We start from the raw sequence: 23,084 nt of genomic DNA on the forward strand, positions 1-23,084 counted from the left end.
CCGTACTTAAGACATTGTGGTTGCGACCTTGAGCGCACTTCTCCCCGACAAAAATCCGCCTGCCGTGTCCGGTTCAAACGAGCTGAGGCTCGCTCTCGCCTCCTGCCGCCAGGCGTTCATCATGCTGGCGATTGCGAGCGCAATGATCAACGTGCTCTATCTCACGGGCTCGTTCTACATGCTCGAAGTGTATGACCGCGTCATCCCGAGCCGCAGCTTTCCGACCCTGGTAGGGCTATCGATCCTGGCGATTGCGCTCTACGGCTTTCAGGCTGTGCTCGATCTTCTGCGCTCGCGAATGCTGGTGCGGGTCGGCCGGTCGCTTGGCCAGGAGCTTTCCGCCAGGGTCTATCACACGATCTCGCGGCTAGCATTGACGACGCGCAGCTCGGGCGACGGCCTGCAGCCGATGCGGGATCTGGACCAGATTCGCAGTTTTCTTTCCGGCCCCGGCCCGGTGGCATTCCTCGACCTGCCGTGGCTCCCGTTCTATATCGGCATTTGCTTCATTTTTCATTTCTGGCTTGGGGTCGCTTCGCTCGTCGGCGTGATCGGGTTGATTGTGCTTACGATGCTGACCGATAAGTTCACCAAGGAGCCGTCGCGGGCGGCGACCGGTCATTCGATCAAACGCAATTCGCTGGCGGAGGCTTCGCGCCGGAATTCCGAAGTCCTGCATGCGATGGGCATGACGGCGCGAATGGCCGCTCTGTGGGACGAATCCAATATCAAATATCTGGAGGCGCAGCAGCGTGTAAGCGATATCGCCGGTGGTTTCGGCGCGATCTCGAAGGTTACACGCATGGTCATCCAGTCGGGGATGCTTGGCGTCGGCGCGTTTCTGGTGATTCATCAGGAAGCGACTGGAGGTGTCATCATCGCAGGTTCGATCATTGGCGGACGGGCGCTTGCGCCGATCGATTCTGTCATCGCCAATTGGAAGAATTTCGTTGCCTCACGCCAGGCTTGGCAGCGCCTGACGAACCTGCTGGGCCTGCTTCCGACCCTGAGAAAGGAATTGGCGCTGAGCGCGCCGGTCAAATCCTTCGAAAGCGAAATGGTGTGCGTCAATCCGCCAGGCGACAGGCGGACTGTGGTTCAGGATGTGAACTTTCGTCTCGAAGCGGGCTCAGCGTTGGGCATTGTAGGACCAAGTGGTGGCGGCAAGTCCTGTCTTGCCCGCGCGCTGGTCGGCGTCTGGACTCCGGTTCGCGGCACGGTTCGCATCGATGGGGCAACGCTCGACCAGTGGTCGCCGGAGCAGCTCGGAAGGCATATCGGCTATCTTCCGCAGGATGTTGAGCTGCTTGCCGGCACGGTGGCGCAGAACATCTGCCGCTTCGATCCCGACATGGATTCCGAAAAGGTGCTGGCCGCCGCCAAGCTCGCCAGTGTCCATGAACTGGTTCTCAAACTACCAAACGGCTACGAGACCGACATCGGCGAAAACGGAAGTGCGCTTTCGGCGGGACAACGACAACGCATTGCGCTGGCACGTGCGCTCTACGACGATCCGTTCCTCGTTGTGCTCGACGAACCGAACTCGAATCTCGATCTGGAGGGCGAGGAAGCACTCACCCGCGCCATATTCTCAGTCAGGGCACGGCACGGAATTGCAATCATCATTGCGCACCGGCCGAGTGCCTTGGCGGGTGTCGACCAGGTCATGGTAATCGCTCAGGGGCGTTGCCAGGCAATCGGACCGAAGGAAGAGGTGCTTGCAAAAATGATGCGCCGTCCCACCGCTGCTGCACCGGCAGCTGCCCCCGGTGCGCTCAGGGTTGTGAACGAGGCGCCAGGGGCCGCGCAGTGATGAGCACAGTCACGCCTGACATGCGGCGGTCGCTGAGAAACCACAGCTACGTGATCGCCACCGCGGCCGCAATCCTGGTTTTCGGGCTCGGCGGCTGGGCCGCCACGACCGAGTTTTCCGGGGCAGTGATCGCCCAAGGCCAGCTCGTCGTCGATTCCAACGTCAAGAAGGTGCAGCACCCGACCGGTGGCGTAGTCGGCGAGCTTCGCGTCCGGGACGGCACCGCGGTCGAGGCCGGGGATGTGCTCGTGCGTCTGGACGACACCCAGACCAGGGCCAATCTGGCGATCATCACCAAGGCGCTTGACGACCTCGCAGCGCGCCAGGCGCGAGAGGAAGCGGAGCGTGACGGCAAGCCGACGATATCGTTTCCCAACGAGTTGCTGAACCGGCAGAGCCAGGTGGACGTCGCCAAGGCGATCGACGGCGAGAGAACCCAATTCGAGGTTCGTCGGCAAACCCGCGATGGGCAGCGTTCGCAACTGAGGGAACGCGTTGCGCAGGCGCGCGAGGAGATCAGCGGATACGAGGCCCAGATCGTCTCCAAGGTGAAGCAGGTCGAGTGGATCACCAAGGAACTTGAGGGTGTCAACACCCTTTGGCAGCAGAATCTCGTACCCTATAGCAGAGTTACGACGCTGGAGCGGGAAAAGGAGCGCCTCGAGGGCGAGCGCGGCCAGCTTGTTGCCTCGATTGCCCAATCGAAAGGAAAGATCGCCGAGACCGAGCTACAGATATTGCAAATCGACCAGGACATGCGCACCGAAGTGGGCAAGGATCTGGCTGATATTCGCAGCAAGGTCGCGGAGCTGGTCGAAAAGCGTATTTCGGCCGAAGATCAGCTTAGGCGCGTCGATATTCGTGCACCTCAATCCGGCTTCGTGCATCAATTGTTGGTACACACCGTTGGCGGTGTCATTTCGCCGGGCGAGCAGATCATGCTGATCGTGCCCAGTCTCGATCTGTTGACGGTTGAGGCCAAGATTCAGCCGCAGGATATCGACCAGGTTCACCTTGGCCAGGTTGCGCACCTGCGTTTCACGTCCTTCAATCAGCGCACGACACCGGAGCTCAATGGTGTCGTCAAGGAAATTTCGGCGGATGTGAGCGAGGATCAAAAGACCGGAACACGCTACTTTACGATGCGGATAGGTATCCCGCCGGAAGAAATCGCCCGCCTGGGCGACCATAAGCTGGTGCCTGGAATGCCGGTCGAAGCCTTTATGCAGACCTCGCCGCGGACCGTCATGTCGTTTCTAACGAAGCCGCTCAGCGATCAAATTCATCACGCTTTCCGTGAAAAATAACAATCGTTCTGCGGCTGCTGATCTACCTTGTTGCCGGCCAGCGACTTTGATCGGCTCATGATTTGATCGTTGCGACGGAGCTCGGCGAGGAACGGCTGGCGGTCAGTGCGGGTCCGCCCGGCCTGCCGCCTCGCGAGGCATTCGGTCGCCGGCAGGCGGGAACGTTAGCGGCCCCTCCTGGTGCGCTTGTTCTGCGGCAGCCCGCTTGTTTCTGGTTCGCGAGGTTGCCTGCTGGTGCTGGAGCTTGCCGAGGACAGGTGGCTGGTGTACCAGCGCGCCATCGACATCTTCACCGAAAGCACATGCTGTCTCATCTGCTGCTCGGCTTCGCGCGGCTCCCTGCAGATGATCGCCTCGTAGATGCGCTGATGTGCCGCGTGACGCTCGCGCATGTCCGCCAGTTCGAAGGCGACAATGTTGTGCGCAGAGGTCTGCGGTACCCGCTGGCAAATTCGCAAGACGTCCTTCACAAGATCAGATTTGGCAGCTTCCTGAATGGCTCCGTGAAATGCCTCGTTGGCTTCCGCGTAGAGACGTCGGCGCTCGCCATCGGCCGCATCTGATGCGAGCGATCTTTCGCCTTCGGCGAGTGATGCCTCCAACTGCAAACGCAGCGCATCCGTGATGCCTCGCTCCGCAGCGAAGCGCGCGGCAAGTCCCTCGGCGAGCGCGCGCATTTCGTATGCGTCAATGATCGTGCCGAGTGAGAGCGCCGGCACGGTGAAGCCCCGGTTCGGCGTGTGATGTAGCAGCCCCTCTCCAGCCAGGGTCTGCAGCGCGGCCCGAAGCGGCGTTCTCGAGACGGATAGTGATCGCGCAAGGTGCACCTCGTTGAGACGCGTACCTGGCGCAAACCCGCCATCGAGCACCGATTGCCGCAACCGCTCGGCCAAAAGGCGCGACTGGGTCGAGGCCATGCCTGGCTGGTCGGAAACGGCGTTCATCGCGGTCCTCAAGTGTGTACAGGCGTCCACTTACAGAACCTTGCTGGCCTTCATCCAGCAGCAAGAATTCCACTGTGCCACCCATCGGGTGCAGACCTGTCTTCCTTCGGTAATGTATACACTTATTACTTGACAATGAGTAAGTGTATTCACTTTAATGAAGCCAGACAATAGCTGCGCTATACGCCGAGGAGGTCTCATGCTTGCACCATGCCCTGAACCGACGACCCTGCCTGTCGCCGGAGCTGCGACGTGCTTCGGCGTCCGCCGCGTCTACTGCGTGGGACGCAACTATGTTGAACACATCCGGGAGATGAAGGAGGGTGACGAACGTGACCCGCCGTTCTTCTTTCAGAAGCCCAGCGACTCCATCCTGAGGGAGGGCAGCGAGGTCCCTTATCCGCCATCGACCGATGATTTCCAGCATGAGATCGAACTGGTTGTCGCGATTGGCCGCGGCGGTTCCAACATTTCCGCTGATCAATCTCTCGAACACGTTTTCGGTTACGCGATCGGGATCGACATGACGCGCCGTGACCGGCAACGAGAGGCGCGTGAACGCGGATTGCCGTGGGAGATCGGCAAATCATTCGACCGATCGGCTCCTTGTGGTCCGATTCATCCCGCGGAGAAGGTTGGCCACATCGGCTCGGGCGCAATTTCATTGTCGGTCAATGGAGCCGTGCGCCAGCGCGGCGATCTTGGTCAGATGATCTGGAATGTTGCCGAGATCGTCGCCAACCTGTCGCAGCAATACACCCTGGTGCCCGGCGATCTCATTTTCACCGGCACACCCGCTGGCGTCGGGCCGGTCGTTCCTGGCGATTGCATGACCGGCGTCATTGCGGGGCTCGGCGAGATCTCTTTCAAGATCGGTGAAAGGAGCGTGTGATGGTGATGCTGCCGACCGATCGATTGACTTATTCGGCGATTGCCGATCGTCCGTCGCTAAAGCTCCCCGGAGACGCTCGTCTGGCGGTCTGGGTTATTGTGAACGTCGAGGAATGGGATGCGCGCGAGACCATGCCGCGTACGGTTCTGACCCCGCCAGCCGGTGGATCGCCGAGCCCCGACATCCCCAACTGGGCGTGGCATGAATACGGCAATCGTGTCGGGTTCTGGCGCATGCTCGAGGTCTTCGACGCCCTGAAGATCAAGGCCGTTCTCGCCATCAACGGATCGGCAATCAGTGCTTATGAACCGATCGCGCGCGCGGCACACGCGCGAAACTGGGAGTTCATCGGCCATGGATTCACGCAAAAGAACATGCAGAAGGTCGCAAATGAGCGTGAAGACATCGCCCGGACGGCAACGGCCATCAAGGACTTCACAGGGCGAAAACCGCGCGGTTGGCTTGGTCCTGGTCTGACCGAGACGTGGGAAACACCAGATCTCCTGGGCGAAGAGGGATACGACTACGTCTGCGATTGGGTGCTCGACGATCAACCGGTCACGTTGAAGACGAGAAGCGGGCCGATCGTCAACATTCCCTACACCCAGGAATGCAACGACGTCGCGATGATGCTGATCCAGCATCACAAGGCGTCGGAATATCGCGACCGGGCGATCGACCAGTTCGAGCAACTTTACGCGGACGCGCATGACTCCGCGCGTGTGATGGCGCTGGTCGTTCACCCCTACATCATGGGTGCGCCACACCGCTTGCGCTATTTCCGCGAAGCTCTGGAGCATATTGCCGCCAAACAGGGAGTTCTGTTCTGGACCGGTGAGCAGATTTTCGACTGGTACCGCCAGACCGCGGGGGCTTGAACCGTGTGCGGCTCGTCCCTCGGGCCGCACGGATCGCAACGAACAATAATTCCGGGAGGCACTCAATGGCGACTGAAACCTCAGTCTCGGCAGACGTCAACGCGCGGCCGTCGCAAAGCCGCGCCATGCTTTGGATGTTCGGGGTCCTGCTCGCATCCTATGTGGTCAATGCGATGGACCGGCAGATATTTCCATTACTGGCGGCCGACGTTCGCAAGGAGTACGGCTTCTCGCTTGCCGACACCGGACTCCTGTCCACGATCTTTACCCTCGGCATGGCACTCGCCGGATGGCCGACGGGCTATCTGCTTGCGCGCTTTACCCGAAAGACAGTGTTGCAGATCGGAATAGCTATCTTCTCCGCCGGAACACTCATGACGGCCTTCGCGACCGGGATGGCCGACATGCTGCTCTACCGGGCCGCGACCGGAATCGGCGAGGCGATGCAACTAACGGCTCTGATTGCGATCGCGACCACTTCATTTGTCGGCGCCCGCGCGGTCGCGGTAGGTGCGGTCAACGCCTCTTTCGGTGTCGGTGCGATCCTGGGGCCGATGGCGGCAAATTTCGCGCTTGCGGCCTACGGCAATTGGCGCGGACCCATCATCCTGTTCGGCGCCATTGGCTTTGTCGTCATGGTGGTCATTGCGCTCATCGTTCGTCCGGCTCTGACCGAAGTGCAGGGCCGGACCGATGGCATGCAGCTCGTCGGAGGCGCTACCACGCTGTTGAACCGCAACACGATAATCCTGACGATTCTCAGCGTGATAGGCGGACTCATCATCTACGGCTATCTTGGCATGTATCCGGTGTTTCTGCGCGAGCAGCTGCATTTTGCGCCGGCCGAAACCGGACAGGTCATGAGTATCTACGGTGCTGGTGTGCTGTGCTCGCTGATTGGCGGATGGGTTGGCGACCGGTTTTCGCCGCGAACCGTACTCAGTGGCGCGTTTCTCGGGGCGACGGTGCTCGGCTATCTCTTGTTCTCGGGTGCGCAAGGATTTGTGCTTCAGGCTGTGCTCTCGTTCGCTTGGGGCTTGGTCGTGAGCGGCACGATCTACGTCAATCTCGCGGGATACCATGTCAAGGCGGTGGCGCCGCCGCTTGCAGGCCGCGCCTCCGGTACATTCGTCACCAGTCTTTATGGGGCGGCAGCGATTGCTGGGTACCTGATCGGGTTTCTCGCGAATCGTGCCGGCTGGAGCGTCGCCGGCCTCATTCAGATAACCCTGATGTCCGGTCTCGGGGCCGTGCTGTCGCTCGCGCTCCGGCCGGAGTTGATGTCCACCCGTCGTGCCGCCTAAAGCGCGATGAGATCAGGTTGAATCGTCGTCGCGCTTTAGCTCTTTGTTTGAGCATGATCTTTCCGGAAAACCGCTTCGCACTTTTCCGGATCATGCTTTAGCAGCTCGAAGCGTCCCGACCACGAAGCTCGATCATGTTGAATAGGACACGATCCCTCCGGGGGATGGTGACTTCGCCGCATCATCTGGCAAGCGAAGCCGGGATTCGTATTCTCCGTCAGGGAGGCAATGCGGAAATAGCGATGTCGCTGCGACCTATTTGGCCTAGCCCAGCTCACTAGCTGCCTTGCATCGCCGCGTACCGCTCAAATGTCGGTCGCAAGCCACTCCCAGACCATCATCACTGAAGAACCTTCGGCAGCACGACGACGACATCAATTTCCCGGCGGAGGATTTGCGACGCAACGAATGCGACATGCAGGGCGAAATTGTCCTCGATCTCAGCCGCGGTCGACTCGTCTTTTGCGTAGACATACAGAAGCGGTCCGTCGACCTCAGCAAAGCGGATGCCCGCGAACACGCGGTCAAACGTTCCCGCGCCCACGATGAGCGCCATTCTAGCCTGTATTGCGTAGCCTTGGATTTCGGTCAGGTCCATTTTGCACCGCAGGGATAATGAGCTGTTGGTGCAATAGATGTTTACACCTTCCGCCGCGGACAAGGGGCAGGTTCAGGCGCAAGCCGGAAGGCCATGCTCCGGACAGGGAAGCGCCGATCTGCTTTGCATTACCAATGGAAGGACTCCCGGCTTATAAGACGGCCAGGTCACCGGTTGAGTCGGCTAGCTTTGACCGTCTCATGGCTGAACAGGGCGCGCAAAGTGAAGGACCCAGAGGCCGTCGCCGCAATCATGTCGGCCCTTCGAGAGGCGCATGGGGACAACGTTGCTCGGGCCTTCCTCGCTGACGGAGTGAGCCTGGCTGCGCTTGTCGACGCCGTGTTTTCTCTTCCGATCAAGAACAGCGTGGCGGTCAGGGCGATTGCTCGAGCGTTCGAATCCGGAGATTTCGTTATCTCTCCCGACATCGGGCCGCTTTGGCATGTCAAATATGTGTGCAGCCACCCGGGCTCGATGACCGTCGTAGATCTGGTCGTGCTGACGCCAGAGAGAACATTCACCAGCACCGAAATCTCGATGCGGCTGCGCGGGTGATCGCGCTCTATTGCAATTCCTGAAAATAGCCGGTGCTATCGACGAGGATGGACCTGACCTTTCCATCCTTTGTTGCCTTGAAGGCCTTGATCTTTCCGGACGGCACCTCCCGGACTTGCGAAAAGCCGGCGGCCTCTAGCTTTGCCTTGATCTCTTCCAAGGTAAGGGCAGAGGCGGTCTGGAGTGCGCCGAGCGGCGCCAGTAGACAAAGAGCGAGACAGAGCTTTTGCGGGTTCATGTCCACAGCTAGGTTACGGGTTTCCTTTCGTCCCGGTCGTGTTGGCCAGATTGTTGCCGAATGCCCAGCACAAAAAGAGCGAGCGTGGAGGTCGCCCTGCGAGGCCGTCGGCGCTCGGAGTGCTTGCTCGCACGCTGGCGTTGGGGGACCCATAGATGATCCTCAGACTCTTATGGAGAATCGGTCGAACGCAGTGAGCGTCTGAAGCCGTATCTCGGTGTCCCCTTGGTAGATCGTCCTCTGCAGGTACTCGATTTCGGTTGCCTGATTGGGTTCATCGACGTCGATATACCACGACCGCGGCCGGCCATCGGCGCCGTCGCTCCAACGATAGCCGCGCCGCTTGAGCTCGTCCTTGAGCTCGAAGGGTGACTGCTCGGCCCAGATCCTGATTGTCTTGCGGCGGGCTCGCTCCAGCAGGACAGAAAGCACGGTCCGATCGAGCCGGGGCAGGGTGATCGCGAGGATCTCAAGCAGTGCCAGGCAATCGTCGACTGCCCTATGCGCCTCATGAAACAGCCCGGCCTTCATCAGAAGATAGGACAGCCGCGAGCCCTCGAAGCCAAGGTTGCGCCATTCAACCTCGCTGAGCCGCGACGAAAAAATTTCTCCACCTCGCCGATCCCACAAACCGCGCCAGCCACTGTAGCACCATGGTCTCCTGGATTGTCTCACTCCTGAACTCGCCGATCGGCTCGACCTGAGAAAATGTCGCAAGGAACCGATGATATGTTGTGCCTTTGATGCCCCCTGTTCGGTGACGCCCATCGCCACAGACCGTTAGCCATCATCGTCGGCACGCTGAATACGGTCCCGCGAGATGGCGGGCGAGCCCAGTAGCCCCCCCTGAATCCAGGCTACTCCCGCCAGCCGCGCGATACGAAGATCTTCGGGCGTCTCACACCCCAGCGCGATGACCGCCTTGCTGAGACGCGCAGCCACGCTGACCACCTCCGACAAGTGCGACCGCCCTTCCCGATCAAGTCGGGCGGCATGCAAGATTCTCGCATCGAGTTTGATGAAGTCCGGGCCGGCGGACACCAGGGTGTAGCGATCCTCCGATCGTGCCCCGACATCGTCGACGGCGATACGACAGCCAAGGGCTTGCAGCGTACGAATGAAGCCCTGTGTCTCATCATGGTCGGGTAGAGGCGTGGTTACCGTCACCTCAAGTATCAAGCGTCTGGCAACATGGGGATGCCGCGCCGCCTTCGCGATAATCGGCAGCCACTGCGCATCCAGGACCGCACTGCGCGCGGAAATATTGCACCCCAGACAAATCTGGGGCTCCTTCAGTAACTCGTCGATCGCTCGGCTGACCACCCAGTGGTGGACGCCTCGGATCAACTCTGTTCTCTCCAGGATGGAAATGGCAGCACCCATAGCCTTGCTGGCAGGCTCCGATCCTGCGATGTGCAAGAGGCATTCCCAGTACAAGATCTCATCCGGCCGATTGCTGCTGCACACCGGCTGGTAGGCGAAGCACAGCCGTCCTTCCTCCAGCGCTGAGATGCAGGCGGCGCCTGGCTTGCCGACCTCAGCAAGATCGTCGAGATGCAACGCGATCAAATCGGAAAAGATGCGCGGTTGCTGTTGAGACTTGAAGCGTCGGACTGGGGTCCCCCGATCGATTGAGCGCTCGGCTTCGATTGCCCACTCTTCGGCATCGCGTCGTCGGATGAATGTATTCGCGACGTACTGGCGTTTCCTCCTGACCTGGACGCGCCAGCTTCCTGACTCCAGCTTCGTATAGGTCGGCATTTGCGTGTGCAACCCGATTTCGTGTGCGCTAAGTGTGCACCGCGAGATCAAATGCGGTACAAGCGTGTGCAATTCTGGCTAGTTTGGAGTGCACACAGAGCGCACACGTTCCCGATCTAGTCCATTGAAAGAATAGGGTAACTTATTGGAATATCAAGATTATCGCTTTTCCGTGGCGCCGATGATGGACTGGACCGATCGGCATTGCCGCGTCTTCCATCGTCTGATGTCGCGGCGGGCGCGGCTTTATACGGAGATGCTGACGACCGGCGCCGTGATCCACGGTGATCGGGCGCGGCTGCTCGGCTTCGATGCCAGCGAGCATCCGGTGGCGCTGCAGCTTGGTGGTTCCGATCCGGGTGACCTCGCGACTGCTGCGCAGATCGGCGAGCAGTTCGGTTACGACGAGATCAATCTCAATGTCGGCTGTCCGTCCGATCGGGTGAAGGATGGCCGCTTCGGTGCCTGCCTGATGGCGGAGCCGGCGCTGGTCGCCGAAGGCGTTGCGGCGATGAAGCGCGCGGTGCGGATTCCCGTCACGGTGAAATGCCGGATCGGCATCGACGACCAGGATCCGGAGGTCGCGCTCGATACGCTGGCCCGCGGTGTGATTGCCGCCGGCGCGGATGCGCTCGTCGTGCACGCGCGCAAGGCCTGGCTCAACGGATTGTCGCCGAAGGAGAACCGCGACATCCCGCCGCTCGCCTATGATCGCGTCTACCGCCTGAAGGCGGCGCTGCCGGACGTCCCCATCATCATCAACGGCGGCATCACGAGCGTCGCCGAGGCGAAGCAGCATCTGGCGCATGTCGATGGCGTGATGCTGGGGCGGGCGGCCTATCAGGAGCCGTGGCGGCTGCTGTCGGTTGATTCCGAGCTGTTCGGCGAGACGTCGCCGCATGCCACGATGAAGGACGTGTTCACGGCGATGCTGCCCTATATCGAGCGGCAACTGGCTGAAGGCACGCGGCTGCATTCGATCACGCGTCACTTCGTCGGCGCCTTCCATGGTGTCCCCGGCGCGCGTGCGTTCCGCAGGCACCTCGCGGAGAACGGCGTTCGGCCGGGCGCTGGGATCGAGGTGCTGCGCGATGCGATCGCACGCGTTGACGATCGCGCGCTTGTGACGGGGCACATTACTGCTTGCGCTGACGCCGCATGACGTCTTGCGCGATCTTCAGGAAGTTGAAGAGATGCGGCATCCGGTTGTCGCGCCGATAGTTCAGCGACAGCGCAGTGCCCGGGTTATGTCCCTCATAGGCGCGATAGGCGACGCCGGGGCGTTCCGCCTGCGAGACTGATTTCGGCACCAGCGCGATGCCGACGCCAACCGACACCAGGCTGATTGCGGTCTGATAGTCCTGGGCCAGCACCTGCGATTTCGGAATGAAGCCCTCTTCGAGGCAGATGTTGAGAATATGATCGGCGAAGCTCGGGCGCGGCTTGCGCGGGTAGAGCACGAATGTCTCGGCCTTCAGCGCCGCCAGCCGCGTGACCTGGCGTTCAAGCAGGGGCGAGGTATCAGACAGCGCGAGGATCAACGGCTCCTGCAGCAGCGGCTCCGACTTCAACTCCTCGTCCTCGAGCGAGGGCCGGGCGACGGCGATATCGATCTCGCGCTGGATCACCGCGCGCTTCTGCTCGGCGTTGTTCATCGCCGACAGCGCGAGCTCGACGTCGGGATAGGCCGAACGAAACGCCTTGATGACGTTGGGCAGCACGCCATAGGTCGCCGATCCGACGAAGGCGACGCGCAAGTGGCCCGAAAAACCCTCTCCGATCCGCTTGATCTCGCGATGCGTGCGGTCGAGCCGCTCCAGCACGTCGCGCGCACGCTCCAGCAGAACACTGCCGGCCTGGGTCAGCCGGATCTGGCTTCGACTCCGGTCGATCAGCATGACGCCGAGATCGCTCTCCAGCTGTGCGATCTGCCGGCTGAGCGGCGGCTGTGCGATCGCGAGCCGCGATGCAGCGCGGCCGAAATGCAATTCCTCGGCGACGGCGACGAAATAGACCAGTCGCCTGAGATCCATGACATCGTCGCGATCGTTCACGGTCAGCCGGACGTGTGTTCGCACACTTCCGGAGAAGCTGCGGGAAAGGCCTGCCGGGTTCGATACCGCGTCGTCATCAGCGTGCGATCAGGATGGTTCCAGTGCAAAGACTGGGCGTGGGTCCCAGGATTGTCAATTGTCCGCGGGAATGACGCCATCCGTCTAATCCTTCCGGGCGAAGGCGCGGATCTTGTCCTCGTCGACCTCGACGCCGAGGCCGGGGCCATCGGGGACGCAGATCTCGAACGCGTCGAATCTGATCGGGTTGACGACCAGATCCTCGACGAGAATTCGCGGACCGAAATGCTCGGTGCCCCATTCGAGCCTGGGCAGGGTGGCGAATGCGGCAAGATGCGCGGCGGCGCCGATGCTGCTTTCCAGCAGGCAGCCGCCATAGAGCTCGAGCCCATGGGCGCCCGCGACTGCCGCGGCGCGCTTCATCTCGAACAGGCCGCCGCTCTTGACGAGCTTCAGCGAGTAGACGCTGCCGCAACCCATCGTGGCGACGCGGGCGATCTCCTCCTTGGTGAAGGCGGCTTCGTCGACCAGCAACGGGATGGAGGTGCGGGCCGCGACACGCGCCATGGCTTCCAGCTGCAGCGCCGAAACCGGTTGTTCGACCAGCGCGACATCCAGCTCCTCCAGCGCGGGCATGAAGCGGATGCATTCGGCCTCGGTCCAGCCCTGGTTGACATCGACGATCAGGCGGACCTCGTCGCCGAGACCGGCGCGCAGCGTCTGCAACCGCTTCAAATCCGCTTGCGGGCGGTTGAAGCCGAACTTGATCTTGAACTGGCGGTGCTCGCGGCGCCGCAGCTTCTCCCTGGCTTCCTCCAGCTCCTGGCCGCTGTCGCCCGAGGCCAGCGCCCAGATCACCTCCATGCGCTCGCGAACCGCACCGCCGAGCAGCGCGCTGGCGGCAAGGCCGAGCGTCTTGCCGGCGGCGTCGAGCAGGGCGGATTCGATCGCGCCCTTGGCGGCGAAGTTACGGGTGGCGGCCTTGCTCATGCGCAGCGCATTGGCTTCGAAGGCGAGGGCAGGCTGCCCGAGCAGCGCCGGCGCCAGATAATTCGTGACGGCAGCCTTGATCGATTCCACGCTCTCCTCGGCCCAGCGCGGTCCGCCCAGTGTCGAGGCTTCGCCGATACCCGTGACGCCATTGTCGAGCAGGACGCGCACCAGCACGTAGCCCTGATGCGTGACTTCCGTGTTCGAAAGCTTGTGTCGCCGGCGGGTCGGCGCTTCCACGATGGTGGCGCGGATGCTGCGGATCGCAGTGTCCTTAGCGGGCGGCTGCACTTGCTCCACAGGTACGGCGATGTCGATCACGGCACGGCTCATAAGTCCTCACAGGTCAGATCAAGTTGAGCCCGCCGGGCTTTCGAGGTCCGGCAGGCTTGGTACGTGTTACTCGGCCGCGACGAGCCGCTCGACGGCCGCCTTCTTGAGCTTGAAGTCGAAGTCGAGCACGAGATCGGTGTCGGCCCCGGCGGGTGCCTTCGCGAACTTGCCGATCAGGCTCTGCTTCACCGCGAATACCGAGTCGTTGTCGAGATACTTGGTCTCGGAATCGTAGATCTGCGAGATCAGCGATTGATAGCCGTCCTTGGACAGCATGAAGTGGATGTGGCCCGGACGCCAGGGATGGTGACCCATATACTTCAGGAGTTCGCCGCCGGCGCCGTCATAGGGGATCGGGTAGGGCTCGGGGCGGAGCGCCACGAAGGCGTATTCGCCGTTGGCGTCGGTCGTGAAGCGTCCGCGCAGATTATAGGCCGGCTGCTCGGGGTCTTGCAGATCGTAGAGCCCGTTCGGCGCGTCTTCCCAGACGTCGATGGTGACACCCTCGATCGGCCGCCCCGCGGTGTCGCTGATGCGCCCCGAGACCTTGACGGTCTGCGCGTTGTCGAACGTCTTCTTGATGATGGAGGCGCCCTTCGGCAGCACCGGCGGGTTTTCCCGGTAGAACGGCCCGAGCACGGTGGACTCGCTCTCGCCGTCGGTGACGCGGTGGTCGAGCATGTCGACCAGCACCTCGACGCCGAGAATATCGGCGATCAGGATGAACTCGTTGCGCTTCTCGTCCGAGATGTCGCCGGCGCGGCGCAGGAATTCGCACGCAGCGAACCACTCGGCGAAGGTCAGGTCGACCTCCTTGCAGAAGTCGTGCATGTGGCGGATCAGGCTCGTCATGATCTGACGGTTGCGATCCGGAATATCCTTCGCGAGCGCGGCGATGACGTGGTCGGTGATGGTGTCCTTGGTGACGTTCAGCATGGTCGTTTCCTCCTTTTCTTGCAGTTTCCTCAAACTTGCATCCCCGTTTTCGGGAATATCGGTTGGTGGTCTCACCAAACAAATTCGTAAGCAGCATTCTCCAGCGTCGCGGGCGCGGGGTGCGGGTCGGCAAGGCTGCCGAAGCGGCCGCGGAAGAACAGCAGCGGCTTCTTGCCGGGCTCCAGCGCCATCTCGCGGACATGGCCGATGAAGATGGTGTGGTCTCCGGCGACGATCTCGTCGGCGAGGTCGGTCACGAAATACGCCGCCGCATCGGCGATCACGGGCAGCTCGTTGCGGCGTTCGAACACGTCGCGGAGGTCGAGCCTGGGCTTGCCGGCGAAATGCCAGGCGAGATCCTCCATGCCCTCGGCGAGGACGCTGACCGCAAAGCGGCCGGTGTTCTGGATGTTGCAAAGCAACTTCGCGCTTTTCGCGATCGAGATCGCGACCAGCGGTGGATCGAGCGAGACCGACATGAAGGCATTGGCCGTCATGCCGTGATCGCGCCCCTCGCAATGCGTCGTGATGATGGTGACGCCGGTGCCGAACTGGCCGCAGGCATTGCGCAGCTCGCGTGGATCGATGGCGGTCATTGGCTGGCGACCTCGAGGTGGACCAGGCTCGGTCGATTGGCCGATGGTGCGGTCACGATGTCCCGCCAGTTTTCCAGCGCCGACGCGGCGGCGGCAAGGCCGGACCGTCGCAGCGCGCGGATCCGGCTGCTGGAGACGATCTCGCCGTTGCCGCAGCGCACCGGCGGCAGGATGCGCGTGTTGAAATGTTGCCGCAGCAGCAGCGCGGTGCCCCCTTTGCAGGACCCGAAGCGGAAGTCCTCGCCGACGATCACTTCACGCGGGTGCAGGCGCTGCAGTTCTGCAAGGAAGTCGGCCGCGGTGCGGCGGAGATAGATCTGGTTGAAGTCGGCGACGACGACATGATTGGGCGCGAATGTTGCGATGCGCTCGAGCTTTTCTCGGAGCGGGATCAATGCCTCGGCCTGGCCGAAATACACCTTTGGCGGCGGATCGAAAGTGTAGACCACAGCAGGAACGCCGCGGCGTTGCGCTGCCGCAATGGTCTGCCGGAGCAGTTCCTGATGGCCGCGGTGGACGCCGTCAAATGCGCCGATCGTGACGACGCAGGCATCGAGGGCCAATTCGCCATCGCGATGGAAAGCGACAGCGGTGCCGTCAAAACCTTTGCCCAAACCTTTGACCATGGCTCGCTCCGGTTTTCGCTCCCTATGCCGTGCTGTGCATTGCTGCATCAGCCGCGGTGTTGCATCGGCTGGACGATCGCTGCCGTCCGGTCCGTGCGAGCTGAGTCATAGCCCGAGCCGCGACGGACTGCGCGGTATGGTGTGATACCTTTCGCCCGCTCCGGGTGAGCGCGTAGCTTTTCCTCCGATGTCACGCCGACCAAGAGCGTGACGGGATGGTCCGGGCCGGTGCGGCAATGCCCCGCCGGTCCGACGACACAAGCGGAGGAGAAACCCATGACTACAGCAGCTGCCCTGCGGGCCGATGTGCCTGCGTCAACCACCAGCGTCTACACCGGCGCGGAATTCCTGGACAGCATCCAGGACGGCCGGGAAATCTACATCTATGGCGAGCGCGTCAAGAACGTCACCCAGCATCCCGCCTTCCGCAATTCGGCGCGCATGGTGGCGCGCTGGTATGATCGCTTCCACGAGAAGAAGGATCAGATCGGCGTTCTGACCGACACCGGCTCGGGGCAGCTGACCCATCCCTTCTTCCTCGGCTCGAAAACGGCCGATGATCTGATCAAGAGCCGCGATGCGATCGCCGAACTGCAGAAGGTCGCGTATGGCTGGATGGGCCGCTCGCCGGACTACAAGGCGGCCTTCCTCGGCACGCTCGGTGCGAATTCGGGCTTCTATGGCGAATACGCCGGCAACGCAAAGAAGTGGTATTCGCGAACCCAGGAACGGATCGACTTCTGGAATCACGCCATCGTCAACCCGCCGATCGATCGCGATCGCGCGATCGAGGAGGTGCGCGACGTCTTCATGCATGTCGAGAAGGAGACCGATGCCGGCCTGATCGTCTCGGGCGCGAAGGTGGTCGCGACCGGTTCGGCGCTGACGCACTACAATTTCATCGCCCACTACGGCATCCCGATCAAGGACAAGTCGTTTGCGCTGATCTTCACGGCGCCGATGGATGCCAAGGGCATCAAGCTGATTGCCCGCTCGTCCTACGAATTCACCGCGGCCGCGACCGGTTCGCCGTTCGATTATCCGCTGTCGAGCCGCTTCGATGAGAACGACTCGATCCTCGTTTTCGACAAGGTGCTGGTGCCCTGGGAGAACGTCTTCATCTATGGCGACGTCGACAAGATCAACCAGTTCTTCCCGGCGTCCGGCTTCATCCCGCGTTTCACGCTGCACGGCGTGACGCGCCTTGCCGTCAAGCTCGACTTCATCGCCGGCCTGTTCTCGATGGCCGTCGAGGCGACCGGCTCGAAGGATTTCCGCGGCGTGCAGACCGCGGTGGGCGAAGTGATTGCCTGGCGCAATCTGTTCCACGGCATTGCCGATGCGATGGTGAAATCGCCGATCGACTGGCAGGGGACCGATGGCTACAATCTTCCCAATCTGAACTACGGGCTGGCCTATCGTGTGTTCGCGCCGATGGCGTATCCGCGAATCAAGGAACTGATCGAGCGCCACGTCGCGAGCGGCCTGATCTATCTGCCGTCGAGCTCGGCCGATCTGGAGAGCGAGGCGATCCGGCCCTATCTCGACCGCTTCGTGCGCGGCTCCAACGGCTATGCCGCGATCGACCGGATCAAGCTGCTCAAGCTGCTCTGGGACGCGGTCGGCTCCGAGTTCGGCGGCCGGCACGAACTCTACGAACGCAACTATGCGGGCAATTACGAGAACCTGCGTGTCGAGACCCTGATGGCCGCGAGCGCCACCGGCGACCTCGGCGCGATGCAGGATTTCGTGCGCAATTGCATGAGCGACTACGACGTCTCGGGCTGGACGGCAAAGGACCTCGTCAACCCCGACGACATCAACCTTGTCAGCCGCGGCCTGGTGCAAGGCTGAGGACAAGGCTGACGATAGGGCTGACGATCTGGTAGACAGATCGATGGAGCCGCCGCGATCCGCGGCGGCTCCACGCCGTCTCCACGGTGCCGCATCATTGCTTGCAGAAAGAGTTCATCATCATGCTGTTCCACGTCGAAATGGATGTGCGGATTCCGCACGACATCCCGGCCGAAAAGATCGATGCGCTGAAGCAGGCCGAGCGGGTCCGCGCCATGGAGCTGCAGCGCACGGGCGCCTGGCGCCATCTGTGGCGGGTGGCCGGCCGCTACGCCAATGTCAGCATCTTCGACGTATCGGGCGCGCAGGAGTTGCACGACATCCTGTCCAGCCTGCCGCTGTTTCCGTTCATGGAGATCCAGGTCACGCCGCTGTGCCGGCATCCATCGTCGATCCACGACGACGACAGGTAAACCTAGTCGACGACCGTGCGCGGGCGCCGGTGGCGGCTCGAGGTGCTGATGCTACCGGTGACGTCGGGGTATCCCGTCAGGCTCAGCGTGTCGGAGCGCACGCCCCAGCTTTCGAGCCGGTCGAGGAAGCTCATGCCGAGCAGGTTGGTCTTCATCTGCCCGCGCTGCACCACCAGGGCCGGCACGGATTTCTCGACCAGCTTGCCGACCGCGAGCCTGTCGAGGGTCAGGCGCGCCGCCTTGGTGTGACCGCCGGCGGTCTCCAGGTCGACATTGTATTCGAGCATTTCGGTCGGCAACCCGATCGCCTTGGCGGTCTCCCAGGTCAACACGACCGAGGTCGCGCCGGTATCGATCACCATCGGCGCGCTGACGCCGTTGATCTTGGCGCGGAACGCGAACTCGCCGCCCTGGCTGCGTGCGATCTGCACCGCGGGGGCCGAGCTGGAAGGGGAGGTTGAGGCGACGATGGTGCGGCCGAAGATCTGGGTCAGGTTCTGCCTGGCGCGCGCGATCTGATCGGGATCGCCATAGGCGACGACGGCGCCGGCGGTTGCCATCAGCAGCAGGATGACGAGGAGGATGCGGGTCATGGAGCACCTCCGGTCGTGGTGCCGGTCATGCGCGCTTCGGACGCGGCTCGATGCGCTCGAGCCCGGCCTCGGCCATGCGCGCCGGCAGCGTCGACATGACGGACAGCCGCTCCGTGGTGTCCATCTTGTGCCAGCGCGCGATCTCGGGAAGCGTGCGACCACAGCCGAAGCAGAGCTTCGTCCTGGGGTCGATCATGCAGACTGCGATACACGGCGTTTCTGAGCTCATTGTTCAACTGTTGAACCGTTTCAGCCGCCGGTGCAAGCCGGCTGACGCGGGATGCCGCATCACGCCTCGGGTTCTTGTCGCGAGCATGGTCCTGGCGCGAACGCCTTGCGTTTGTTTGCAGCGATAACCGCGTCACGATCTTCCGCGACATGCTCTACAATCCGGTGCCGGCACTCATGATCGACTTGCGGCGCACGCGTTTGCGGTCGCCGCTCATCGCGGGCTCGACCGGCTCCGGCTGCATCGGCGGCGATTCTTCCGCCATCGGCGCCAGCGCGCTCATCACCCGTTCCGGCGGCAAGGTCACGATCACCTCGGTGCCGATACGCAATTTCGACTTCAGCGTGAAGGTGCCGCCATGCATGTCGATCAGGCTTTTCGCGATCGGCAGGCCAAGGCCCGCGCCCTGTTCCGCCGACTTGATCGAGTTGGAGCCCTGGCCGAACGAGGCCAGCACGACCGGGATTTCGTCCTCGGCGATGCCGCTGCCGGTGTCCTTGACGCTCAGATACTGCCCGCCCGACGCAGTCCAGCCGACCTTCAGCCAGATCTCGCCGCCCTGCGGGGTGAACTTGATCGAGTTGGAGAGCAAATTGAGCACGACCTGGCGGATGGCGCGCTCGTCGCCCCAGATCCGCGGCATGCCGTGCTCGAACACCTCGTGGATGGTGATGCCGCGGCTGGAGGCGCGCAGCTTCAGCAAATGATGGCAGTCGGCGACGACATGCACCAATGCCACCGCTTCCTCATTCAGCTCGTAGCGGCCGGCCTCGATGCGCGACAGATCGAGGATCTCGTTGATGAGATTGAGCAGGTGCACGCCGGAATTATGGATGTCGGCGGAATATTCCTTGTACACCGGCACGGCATGCGCGCCGAAAATCTCGCTCTTCATCACCTCGGAGAAGCCGAGGATGGCGTTGAGCGGCGTGCGCAGCTCGTGGCTCATCTGGGCCAGGAAGCGCGATTTGGCGACGTTGGCGGATTCGGCGCGGTGCCGGGCTTCGTCGGAGATCGCCTTGGCCTGTTCCAGTTCGCCGATCAGCGCATCCTTTTCGGCACGGGCCTCCAGCGTCGCCAGCGTGGTCGAATGCAGGCGGTGCGCCAGCAGCGCGAAATAGCCTTCGGCGGCAAGCGCGAGCAGCGCCAGCACGTAATTGTCGAACGCGCCGTTGAGCACGAGGTCGAGCGCGATCCCCACCGTCACCGGAACGGTCGCCGCGAGTGCTGCGATCGGCAGGCTCGCTGCCAGCATGCTGGAGACTGCGATCACCAGCATCATCAGGAACATCATCAGCGTGTTGGAAGCGAGATCGCGCCCGGCGGGGTGGATCAGGATCGCGGTCCAGCACAGGCCGTAGAGCAGGTCGAGCAGCACGAAGCGCGTCCGCCATTTGCGGGTCACCGCGACCGAGGTGGGCTCGGCGAGGAAGCGGGCGCAGCTGCGGATGATGGCGACATGGACGCAGAGAATGCCGAGCGTCCAGGCGCCGGCCACGATCGGCTTCATCCAGAGGCCGAACAGCACGCCGGTTGCCACCACCAGCAGCATCACGACGTAGGACGCAGATATCCGGGTCTGGGCGTATTGGCGGAGCAGTTCGGCATCGAATGCCGGGCGGGTTCCACTGGTTGACGTTAACCGATCCCGCGCCTCACGTACCCGCTGCGCAGCAACGCGCCGGCTGTTCACCGGCGCCGCCACCTGAGGTCCTGCCGGAAGCGCTACAACTTCAGGCTTTTCTGCGGGATTACTCATCAACAACACAAATCCTGCCCGCGAACCGCGCGGGCTTTTTGCATTGTCTATCTGTGACGCTAAATCATTAAGCGATGACTTAAAGAGCTAAGGAAACTCGTTAACCAGAGGTTAAATTAACTTTTGCAGGGGCGGTGCGCCGCTGCGCAAATGGCGCGCAATTGCAAGCGCCGCAGCGCTTGCGAACATCGGGGGATGCCGCCGCAGGGCAGGTGATCCGCCGTAATCCCGGTCATCTCGAAAGAGACGACTGGCGCGGATCGGGGCGAGCGTCGATTGGCGTTCGGCTGGGCAGCGACCAGCAAGGACACCTCGCAGCTGTGCTCAGCTCCCAGAGGGGGCCCTCCCTGGCCGCGCGTCAGGCCTCCAGCGGGACAGGCGAAGGGATACTGTGGCGGGCGCGAGCTGTCCCTAGAGGAGCGGGATTTCTTAATCAACCGAGAGTTTTCGCCTTGCCGCCGCACATCTTCCCGAACATCCGGCATTGGCAGGAGCGAGCCGGACGGATAGGCTTGGTCTTATTTTAGCGAAACACTTTCAGTTCGTCTCACGGGAGGAGTGCGGTGAGGCTGATTTGTATCTCCGTCGGACTCTTGATTGGATTTGGTTGTTCCTCTATTTCCGCTGCCGCGAAGCCGGTCGTTGAACTTCTAGCAGCCTGCGATCAAGTTGCGGCTCATCCATTTGATAGCACGCGACCAGCGGGAGTCGCTGGCGTCAGTTCTGAAAAGATCGTCGCACAGGTCGCAATCGATGCATGCGAGCGCGCAGCGAAGGTGGCCCCAAACGAGCCCAGGATTGCCCTCCAGCTTGGTCGGGCATATCAGGCCGCAAAGAACGTTGATGCGGCCCGGCGGCAATACGCCAAGGCGTTCGAGGGTGGCAACGTTCAAGGTGCGGCCAACCTGGCGTCGCTTTATCTGATTGGCGAGGGCGGCATCCCGAAGGATGACGCCGAAGCGCTCCGCCTCTCGAAATTCGCTGCAGATCACGGGAATGCGCAAGGTCAAAACGACCTTGGAGTTCTTTATCTAGGGGGACGCGGCGGGCTGCCCCAAAATGATAGTGAAGCCGCCCGTCTTTTTAGGCTTTCCGCAGATCAGGGCTTCGCGTCAGCGCAATATAATCTCGGCAGATTATATCAAACGGGACGTGGCGGCTTAGCCAAAGATGAGTACGCGGCCGCCCGTCTATACAGAACGGCAGCAGAGCGTGGTAACGCTTTCGCGCAAGTCTATCTCGGGATCTTTTATCTCGAGGGACGCGGCGGAGTCACCAAAGATGAACGCGAAGCGGGCCGACTGTACAAATTATCGGCCGACCAAGGTAATGCTCTCGGAGAGGCTTATCTTGGGCTTGCCTACGCGCGAGGTCACGCAGGGGTATCGAAAGACGAGCGCGAAGCCGTACGACTTTTTAAGCTTTCGGCTGACCAAGGTAACGCCGTTGGCCAGGTGAACCTCGGATTTGCCTATGAGCGTGGAGCGGGCGGGCTGGCAAGAGACGATCGTGAAGCTGTGCGTCTCTACAAACTGTCAGCTGAACAAGGCAACGATCAGGCGCAAACTAACTTGGGCGCGGCGTATTTGCGCGGCTCCGGTGGGTTAACTAGGGACGAGACCGAAGCAGTACGGCTTTATAAGCTCGCAGCAGAACACAGGAATGCGCAGGCGCAGGCGAATCTAGGACTTGCCTATTTGGGTGGAGTCGGAGGACTGCCGAAAGATGTTGTCGAGGCTGTACGGTTCTTCAAAATGGCTGCAGAGGGTGGCAACGCTCAAGGTCAGGCAAATCTAGGAGCTGCATACGAGCGCGGCGATGGCGGGTTAGTAAAAGATGAGCGCGAAGCCGCCCGCCTGTACAGGCTAGCCGCAGATCACGGAAATCGTTTTGCCCAGGCGGCATTGGCCCGTCTCGGCGTCCTTCGGCCCGCGGCACCTCAGATAGTGACCGAACTATCCGCGGGCGACGCGCGCGTGAGGATGGTTTCAGGCAATGGGACCTTTTACGTGCCCGCTCTCATAAACGATACCCTGAAGTTAAACTTCGTTGTTGACAGTGGAGCCTCTGACGTTTCGATCCCAGCCAATGTTGCTCAAACATTGATGAGGACCGGCACGATCAACGAAAGCGACTTTACTGGATCGGCGAACCATCGCCTTGCTGATGGTTCGATTGTCTCATCGAGGACATTTATCATCAGATCTTTGAAGGTTGGAGATCGAACGGTGACCAATGTTCACGCAAGCATCGCACGCGCCAATGCCCCTTTGCTGCTTGGACAGTCCTTTTTGAATAGGTTCAGGTCTTGGTCGCAGGACAACGTAAACCACGAACTTGTCCTTCAATAAAGTCTCACACTCAAGGATGATCTCATCGGCACGTACTACCAC

General features: G+C 61.7%; 23 protein-coding genes. 10 read left to right on the forward strand and 13 right to left on the reverse strand.

The features are described 5' to 3' along the window. The first annotated feature begins 121 nt into the window (after positions 1-121). Both FNJ47_RS05360 and FNJ47_RS05365 read left to right on the forward strand, forming a co-directional pair. Entirely contained in the window at positions 122-1,813 is a 1,692-nt protein-coding gene (locus FNJ47_RS05360) for a type I secretion system permease/ATPase (protein WP_163151343.1), read from the forward strand. Next, a complete protein-coding gene (locus FNJ47_RS05365) occupies positions 1,813-3,120 on the forward strand; it encodes an HlyD family type I secretion periplasmic adaptor subunit (RefSeq protein WP_163151345.1) in 1,308 nt (435 codons plus the stop codon). Before FNJ47_RS05360 ends, FNJ47_RS05365 begins: the two co-directional genes overlap by 1 nt. Positions 3,121-3,284: 164 nt before the next feature. On the opposite strand, the gene FNJ47_RS05370 is transcribed toward FNJ47_RS05365, so the two are convergent. Beyond that, positions 3,285-4,064, reverse strand: a complete 780-nt coding sequence (locus FNJ47_RS05370; RefSeq protein ID WP_163151347.1) for a GntR family transcriptional regulator — start codon at positions 4,062-4,064, stop codon at positions 3,285-3,287. 199 nt (positions 4,065-4,263) lie between these two features. Here FNJ47_RS05370 and FNJ47_RS05375 point away from each other — a divergent pair, with 199 nt between their 5' ends. From FNJ47_RS05375 to FNJ47_RS05385, 3 genes are all read left to right on the forward strand, one after another. After that, positions 4,264-4,956 carry a fumarylacetoacetate hydrolase family protein gene (locus FNJ47_RS05375; protein ID WP_163151349.1) on the forward strand — a complete coding sequence of 231 codons (693 nt, stop codon included), beginning with the start codon at positions 4,264-4,266 and terminating at the stop codon, positions 4,954-4,956. After that, entirely contained in the window at positions 4,956-5,834 is an 879-nt protein-coding gene (locus tag FNJ47_RS05380) for a polysaccharide deacetylase family protein (protein WP_206685292.1), read from the forward strand. Before FNJ47_RS05375 ends, FNJ47_RS05380 begins: the two co-directional genes overlap by 1 nt. 65 nt (positions 5,835-5,899) lie before the next feature. Further along, entirely contained in the window at positions 5,900-7,138 is a 1,239-nt protein-coding gene (locus tag FNJ47_RS05385) for an MFS transporter (RefSeq protein WP_163151351.1), read from the forward strand. Positions 7,139-7,478: 340 nt separating this feature from the next. Here the strand turns inward: FNJ47_RS05385 and FNJ47_RS05395 are convergent, their stop codons facing one another. Beyond that, positions 7,479-7,736 (reverse strand): hypothetical protein, encoded by a 258-nt coding sequence (locus FNJ47_RS05395; protein WP_163151353.1) that lies wholly within the window; start codon positions 7,734-7,736, stop codon positions 7,479-7,481. A 222-nt stretch (positions 7,737-7,958) separates the two neighbouring features. On the opposite strand from FNJ47_RS05395, the gene FNJ47_RS05400 reads away from it, so the two are divergent. Further along, positions 7,959-8,291 (forward strand): hypothetical protein, encoded by a 333-nt coding sequence (locus FNJ47_RS05400; RefSeq protein WP_347341614.1) that lies wholly within the window; start codon positions 7,959-7,961, stop codon positions 8,289-8,291. 7 nt (positions 8,292-8,298) lie between these two features. Here the strand turns inward: FNJ47_RS05400 and FNJ47_RS05405 are convergent, their stop codons facing one another. From FNJ47_RS05405 to FNJ47_RS05415, 3 genes are all read right to left on the reverse strand, one after another. Further along, positions 8,299-8,529, reverse strand: coding sequence for a hypothetical protein (locus tag FNJ47_RS05405; RefSeq protein WP_163151356.1), 231 nt, complete (start codon positions 8,527-8,529; stop codon positions 8,299-8,301). Between the two features lie 162 nt (positions 8,530-8,691). Then, positions 8,692-9,204, reverse strand: a complete 513-nt coding sequence (locus FNJ47_RS05410) for a DNA polymerase III subunit epsilon (protein WP_235999470.1) — start codon at positions 9,202-9,204, stop codon at positions 8,692-8,694. A gap of 105 nt (positions 9,205-9,309) precedes the next feature. Next, positions 9,310-10,290, reverse strand: a complete 981-nt coding sequence (locus tag FNJ47_RS05415) for an EAL domain-containing protein (RefSeq protein WP_163151358.1) — start codon at positions 10,288-10,290, stop codon at positions 9,310-9,312. A gap of 145 nt (positions 10,291-10,435) precedes the next feature. Here FNJ47_RS05415 and dusA point away from each other — a divergent pair, with 145 nt between their 5' ends. Next, positions 10,436-11,452, forward strand: coding sequence for a tRNA dihydrouridine(20/20a) synthase DusA (gene dusA / locus FNJ47_RS05420; RefSeq protein ID WP_163151360.1), 1,017 nt, complete (start codon positions 10,436-10,438; stop codon positions 11,450-11,452). Here dusA and FNJ47_RS05425 read toward each other — a convergent pair. The 5 genes from FNJ47_RS05425 to FNJ47_RS05445 form a co-directional block, all read right to left on the reverse strand. After that, positions 11,427-12,323: a LysR family transcriptional regulator gene (locus FNJ47_RS05425; protein WP_163151362.1), complete on the reverse strand. Its 897-nt coding sequence runs from the start codon at positions 12,321-12,323 to the stop codon at positions 11,427-11,429. The two genes, dusA and FNJ47_RS05425, sit on opposite strands and share 26 nt — an antisense overlap. A gap of 183 nt (positions 12,324-12,506) precedes the next feature. Beyond that, positions 12,507-13,685 (reverse strand): muconate/chloromuconate family cycloisomerase, encoded by a 1,179-nt coding sequence (locus FNJ47_RS05430; protein WP_163151364.1) that lies wholly within the window; start codon positions 13,683-13,685, stop codon positions 12,507-12,509. A gap of 66 nt (positions 13,686-13,751) precedes the next feature. After that, positions 13,752-14,621 (reverse strand): intradiol ring-cleavage dioxygenase, encoded by an 870-nt coding sequence (locus FNJ47_RS05435; protein WP_163151367.1) that lies wholly within the window; start codon positions 14,619-14,621, stop codon positions 13,752-13,754. 71 nt (positions 14,622-14,692) lie between these two features. Next, positions 14,693-15,217, reverse strand: coding sequence for a flavin reductase family protein (locus tag FNJ47_RS05440; RefSeq protein WP_163151369.1), 525 nt, complete (start codon positions 15,215-15,217; stop codon positions 14,693-14,695). Further along, complete coding sequence (locus tag FNJ47_RS05445) at positions 15,214-15,843, reverse strand: FAD synthetase (protein ID WP_235999471.1); 630 nt, start codon at positions 15,841-15,843, stop codon at positions 15,214-15,216. Before FNJ47_RS05445 ends, FNJ47_RS05440 begins: the two co-directional genes overlap by 4 nt. A 276-nt stretch (positions 15,844-16,119) precedes the next feature. On the opposite strand from FNJ47_RS05445, the gene FNJ47_RS05450 reads away from it, so the two are divergent. Together FNJ47_RS05450 and catC are read left to right on the forward strand one after the other, a co-directional pair. Further along, positions 16,120-17,697: a 4-hydroxyphenylacetate 3-hydroxylase N-terminal domain-containing protein gene (locus FNJ47_RS05450; protein ID WP_163151371.1), complete on the forward strand. Its 1,578-nt coding sequence runs from the start codon at positions 16,120-16,122 to the stop codon at positions 17,695-17,697. Positions 17,698-17,819: 122 nt separating this feature from the next. Next, positions 17,820-18,110, forward strand: coding sequence for a muconolactone Delta-isomerase (gene catC, locus FNJ47_RS05455; protein WP_163151442.1), 291 nt, complete (start codon positions 17,820-17,822; stop codon positions 18,108-18,110). A 2-nt stretch (positions 18,111-18,112) separates the two neighbouring features. Here catC and FNJ47_RS05460 read toward each other — a convergent pair whose 3' ends face one another. The 3 genes from FNJ47_RS05460 to FNJ47_RS05470 form a co-directional block, all read right to left on the reverse strand. Next, positions 18,113-18,703, reverse strand: coding sequence for a TIGR02281 family clan AA aspartic protease (locus FNJ47_RS05460; protein WP_163151372.1), 591 nt, complete (start codon positions 18,701-18,703; stop codon positions 18,113-18,115). Between the two features lie 25 nt (positions 18,704-18,728). Further along, positions 18,729-18,932, reverse strand: a complete 204-nt coding sequence (locus tag FNJ47_RS05465; protein WP_163151374.1) for a DUF1289 domain-containing protein — start codon at positions 18,930-18,932, stop codon at positions 18,729-18,731. A gap of 154 nt (positions 18,933-19,086) precedes the next feature. Then, entirely contained in the window at positions 19,087-20,691 is a 1,605-nt protein-coding gene (locus FNJ47_RS05470; protein WP_163151376.1) for a sensor histidine kinase, read from the reverse strand. Positions 20,692-21,254: 563 nt separating this feature from the next. Between FNJ47_RS05470 and FNJ47_RS05475 the strand changes: the two genes are divergently transcribed. Continuing rightward, a complete protein-coding gene (locus FNJ47_RS05475; RefSeq protein ID WP_163151378.1) occupies positions 21,255-23,042 on the forward strand; it encodes a retroviral-like aspartic protease family protein in 1,788 nt (595 codons plus the stop codon). Positions 23,043-23,084 lie beyond the last annotated feature (42 nt).

It is taken from the genome of Bradyrhizobium uaiense (assembly GCF_010811875.1).
GTDB classification, from domain to species: Bacteria; Pseudomonadota; Alphaproteobacteria; order Rhizobiales; family Xanthobacteraceae; genus Bradyrhizobium; species Bradyrhizobium uaiense.

What these genes read in the sequence shown, in the direction of transcription:
- FNJ47_RS05470 (WP_163151376.1), bottom strand. Translation starts at nt 20,691, where the DNA reads ATGAGTAATCCCGCAGAAAAGCCTGAAGTTGTAGCGCTTCCGGCAGGA.
- FNJ47_RS05460 (WP_163151372.1), bottom strand. Translation starts at nt 18,703, where the DNA reads ATGACCCGCATCCTCCTCGTCATCCTGCTGCTGATGGCAACCGCCGGC.
- FNJ47_RS05395 (WP_163151353.1), bottom strand. Translation starts at nt 7,736, where the DNA reads ATGGACCTGACCGAAATCCAAGGCTACGCAATACAGGCTAGAATGGCG.
- FNJ47_RS05425 (WP_163151362.1), bottom strand. Translation starts at nt 12,323, where the DNA reads ATGGATCTCAGGCGACTGGTCTATTTCGTCGCCGTCGCCGAGGAATTG.
- FNJ47_RS05435 (WP_163151367.1), bottom strand. Translation starts at nt 14,621, where the DNA reads ATGCTGAACGTCACCAAGGACACCATCACCGACCACGTCATCGCCGCG.
- FNJ47_RS05380 (WP_206685292.1), top strand. Translation starts at nt 4,956, where the DNA reads ATGGTGATGCTGCCGACCGATCGATTGACTTATTCGGCGATTGCCGAT.
- FNJ47_RS05445 (WP_235999471.1), bottom strand. Translation starts at nt 15,843, where the DNA reads ATGGTCAAAGGTTTGGGCAAAGGTTTTGACGGCACCGCTGTCGCTTTC.
- FNJ47_RS05450 (WP_163151371.1), top strand. Translation starts at nt 16,120, where the DNA reads ATGACTACAGCAGCTGCCCTGCGGGCCGATGTGCCTGCGTCAACCACC.
- FNJ47_RS05385 (WP_163151351.1), top strand. Translation starts at nt 5,900, where the DNA reads ATGGCGACTGAAACCTCAGTCTCGGCAGACGTCAACGCGCGGCCGTCG.
- FNJ47_RS05370 (WP_163151347.1), bottom strand. Translation starts at nt 4,064, where the DNA reads ATGAACGCCGTTTCCGACCAGCCAGGCATGGCCTCGACCCAGTCGCGC.
- FNJ47_RS05360 (WP_163151343.1), top strand. Translation starts at nt 122, where the DNA reads ATGCTGGCGATTGCGAGCGCAATGATCAACGTGCTCTATCTCACGGGC.
- FNJ47_RS05375 (WP_163151349.1), top strand. Translation starts at nt 4,264, where the DNA reads ATGCTTGCACCATGCCCTGAACCGACGACCCTGCCTGTCGCCGGAGCT.
- FNJ47_RS05440 (WP_163151369.1), bottom strand. Translation starts at nt 15,217, where the DNA reads ATGACCGCCATCGATCCACGCGAGCTGCGCAATGCCTGCGGCCAGTTC.
- catC (WP_163151442.1), top strand. Translation starts at nt 17,820, where the DNA reads ATGCTGTTCCACGTCGAAATGGATGTGCGGATTCCGCACGACATCCCG.
- FNJ47_RS05415 (WP_163151358.1), bottom strand. Translation starts at nt 10,290, where the DNA reads ATGCCGACCTATACGAAGCTGGAGTCAGGAAGCTGGCGCGTCCAGGTC.
- FNJ47_RS05465 (WP_163151374.1), bottom strand. Translation starts at nt 18,932, where the DNA reads ATGAGCTCAGAAACGCCGTGTATCGCAGTCTGCATGATCGACCCCAGG.
- FNJ47_RS05365 (WP_163151345.1), top strand. Translation starts at nt 1,813, where the DNA reads ATGAGCACAGTCACGCCTGACATGCGGCGGTCGCTGAGAAACCACAGC.
- FNJ47_RS05430 (WP_163151364.1), bottom strand. Translation starts at nt 13,685, where the DNA reads ATGAGCCGTGCCGTGATCGACATCGCCGTACCTGTGGAGCAAGTGCAG.
- FNJ47_RS05405 (WP_163151356.1), bottom strand. Translation starts at nt 8,529, where the DNA reads ATGAACCCGCAAAAGCTCTGTCTCGCTCTTTGTCTACTGGCGCCGCTC.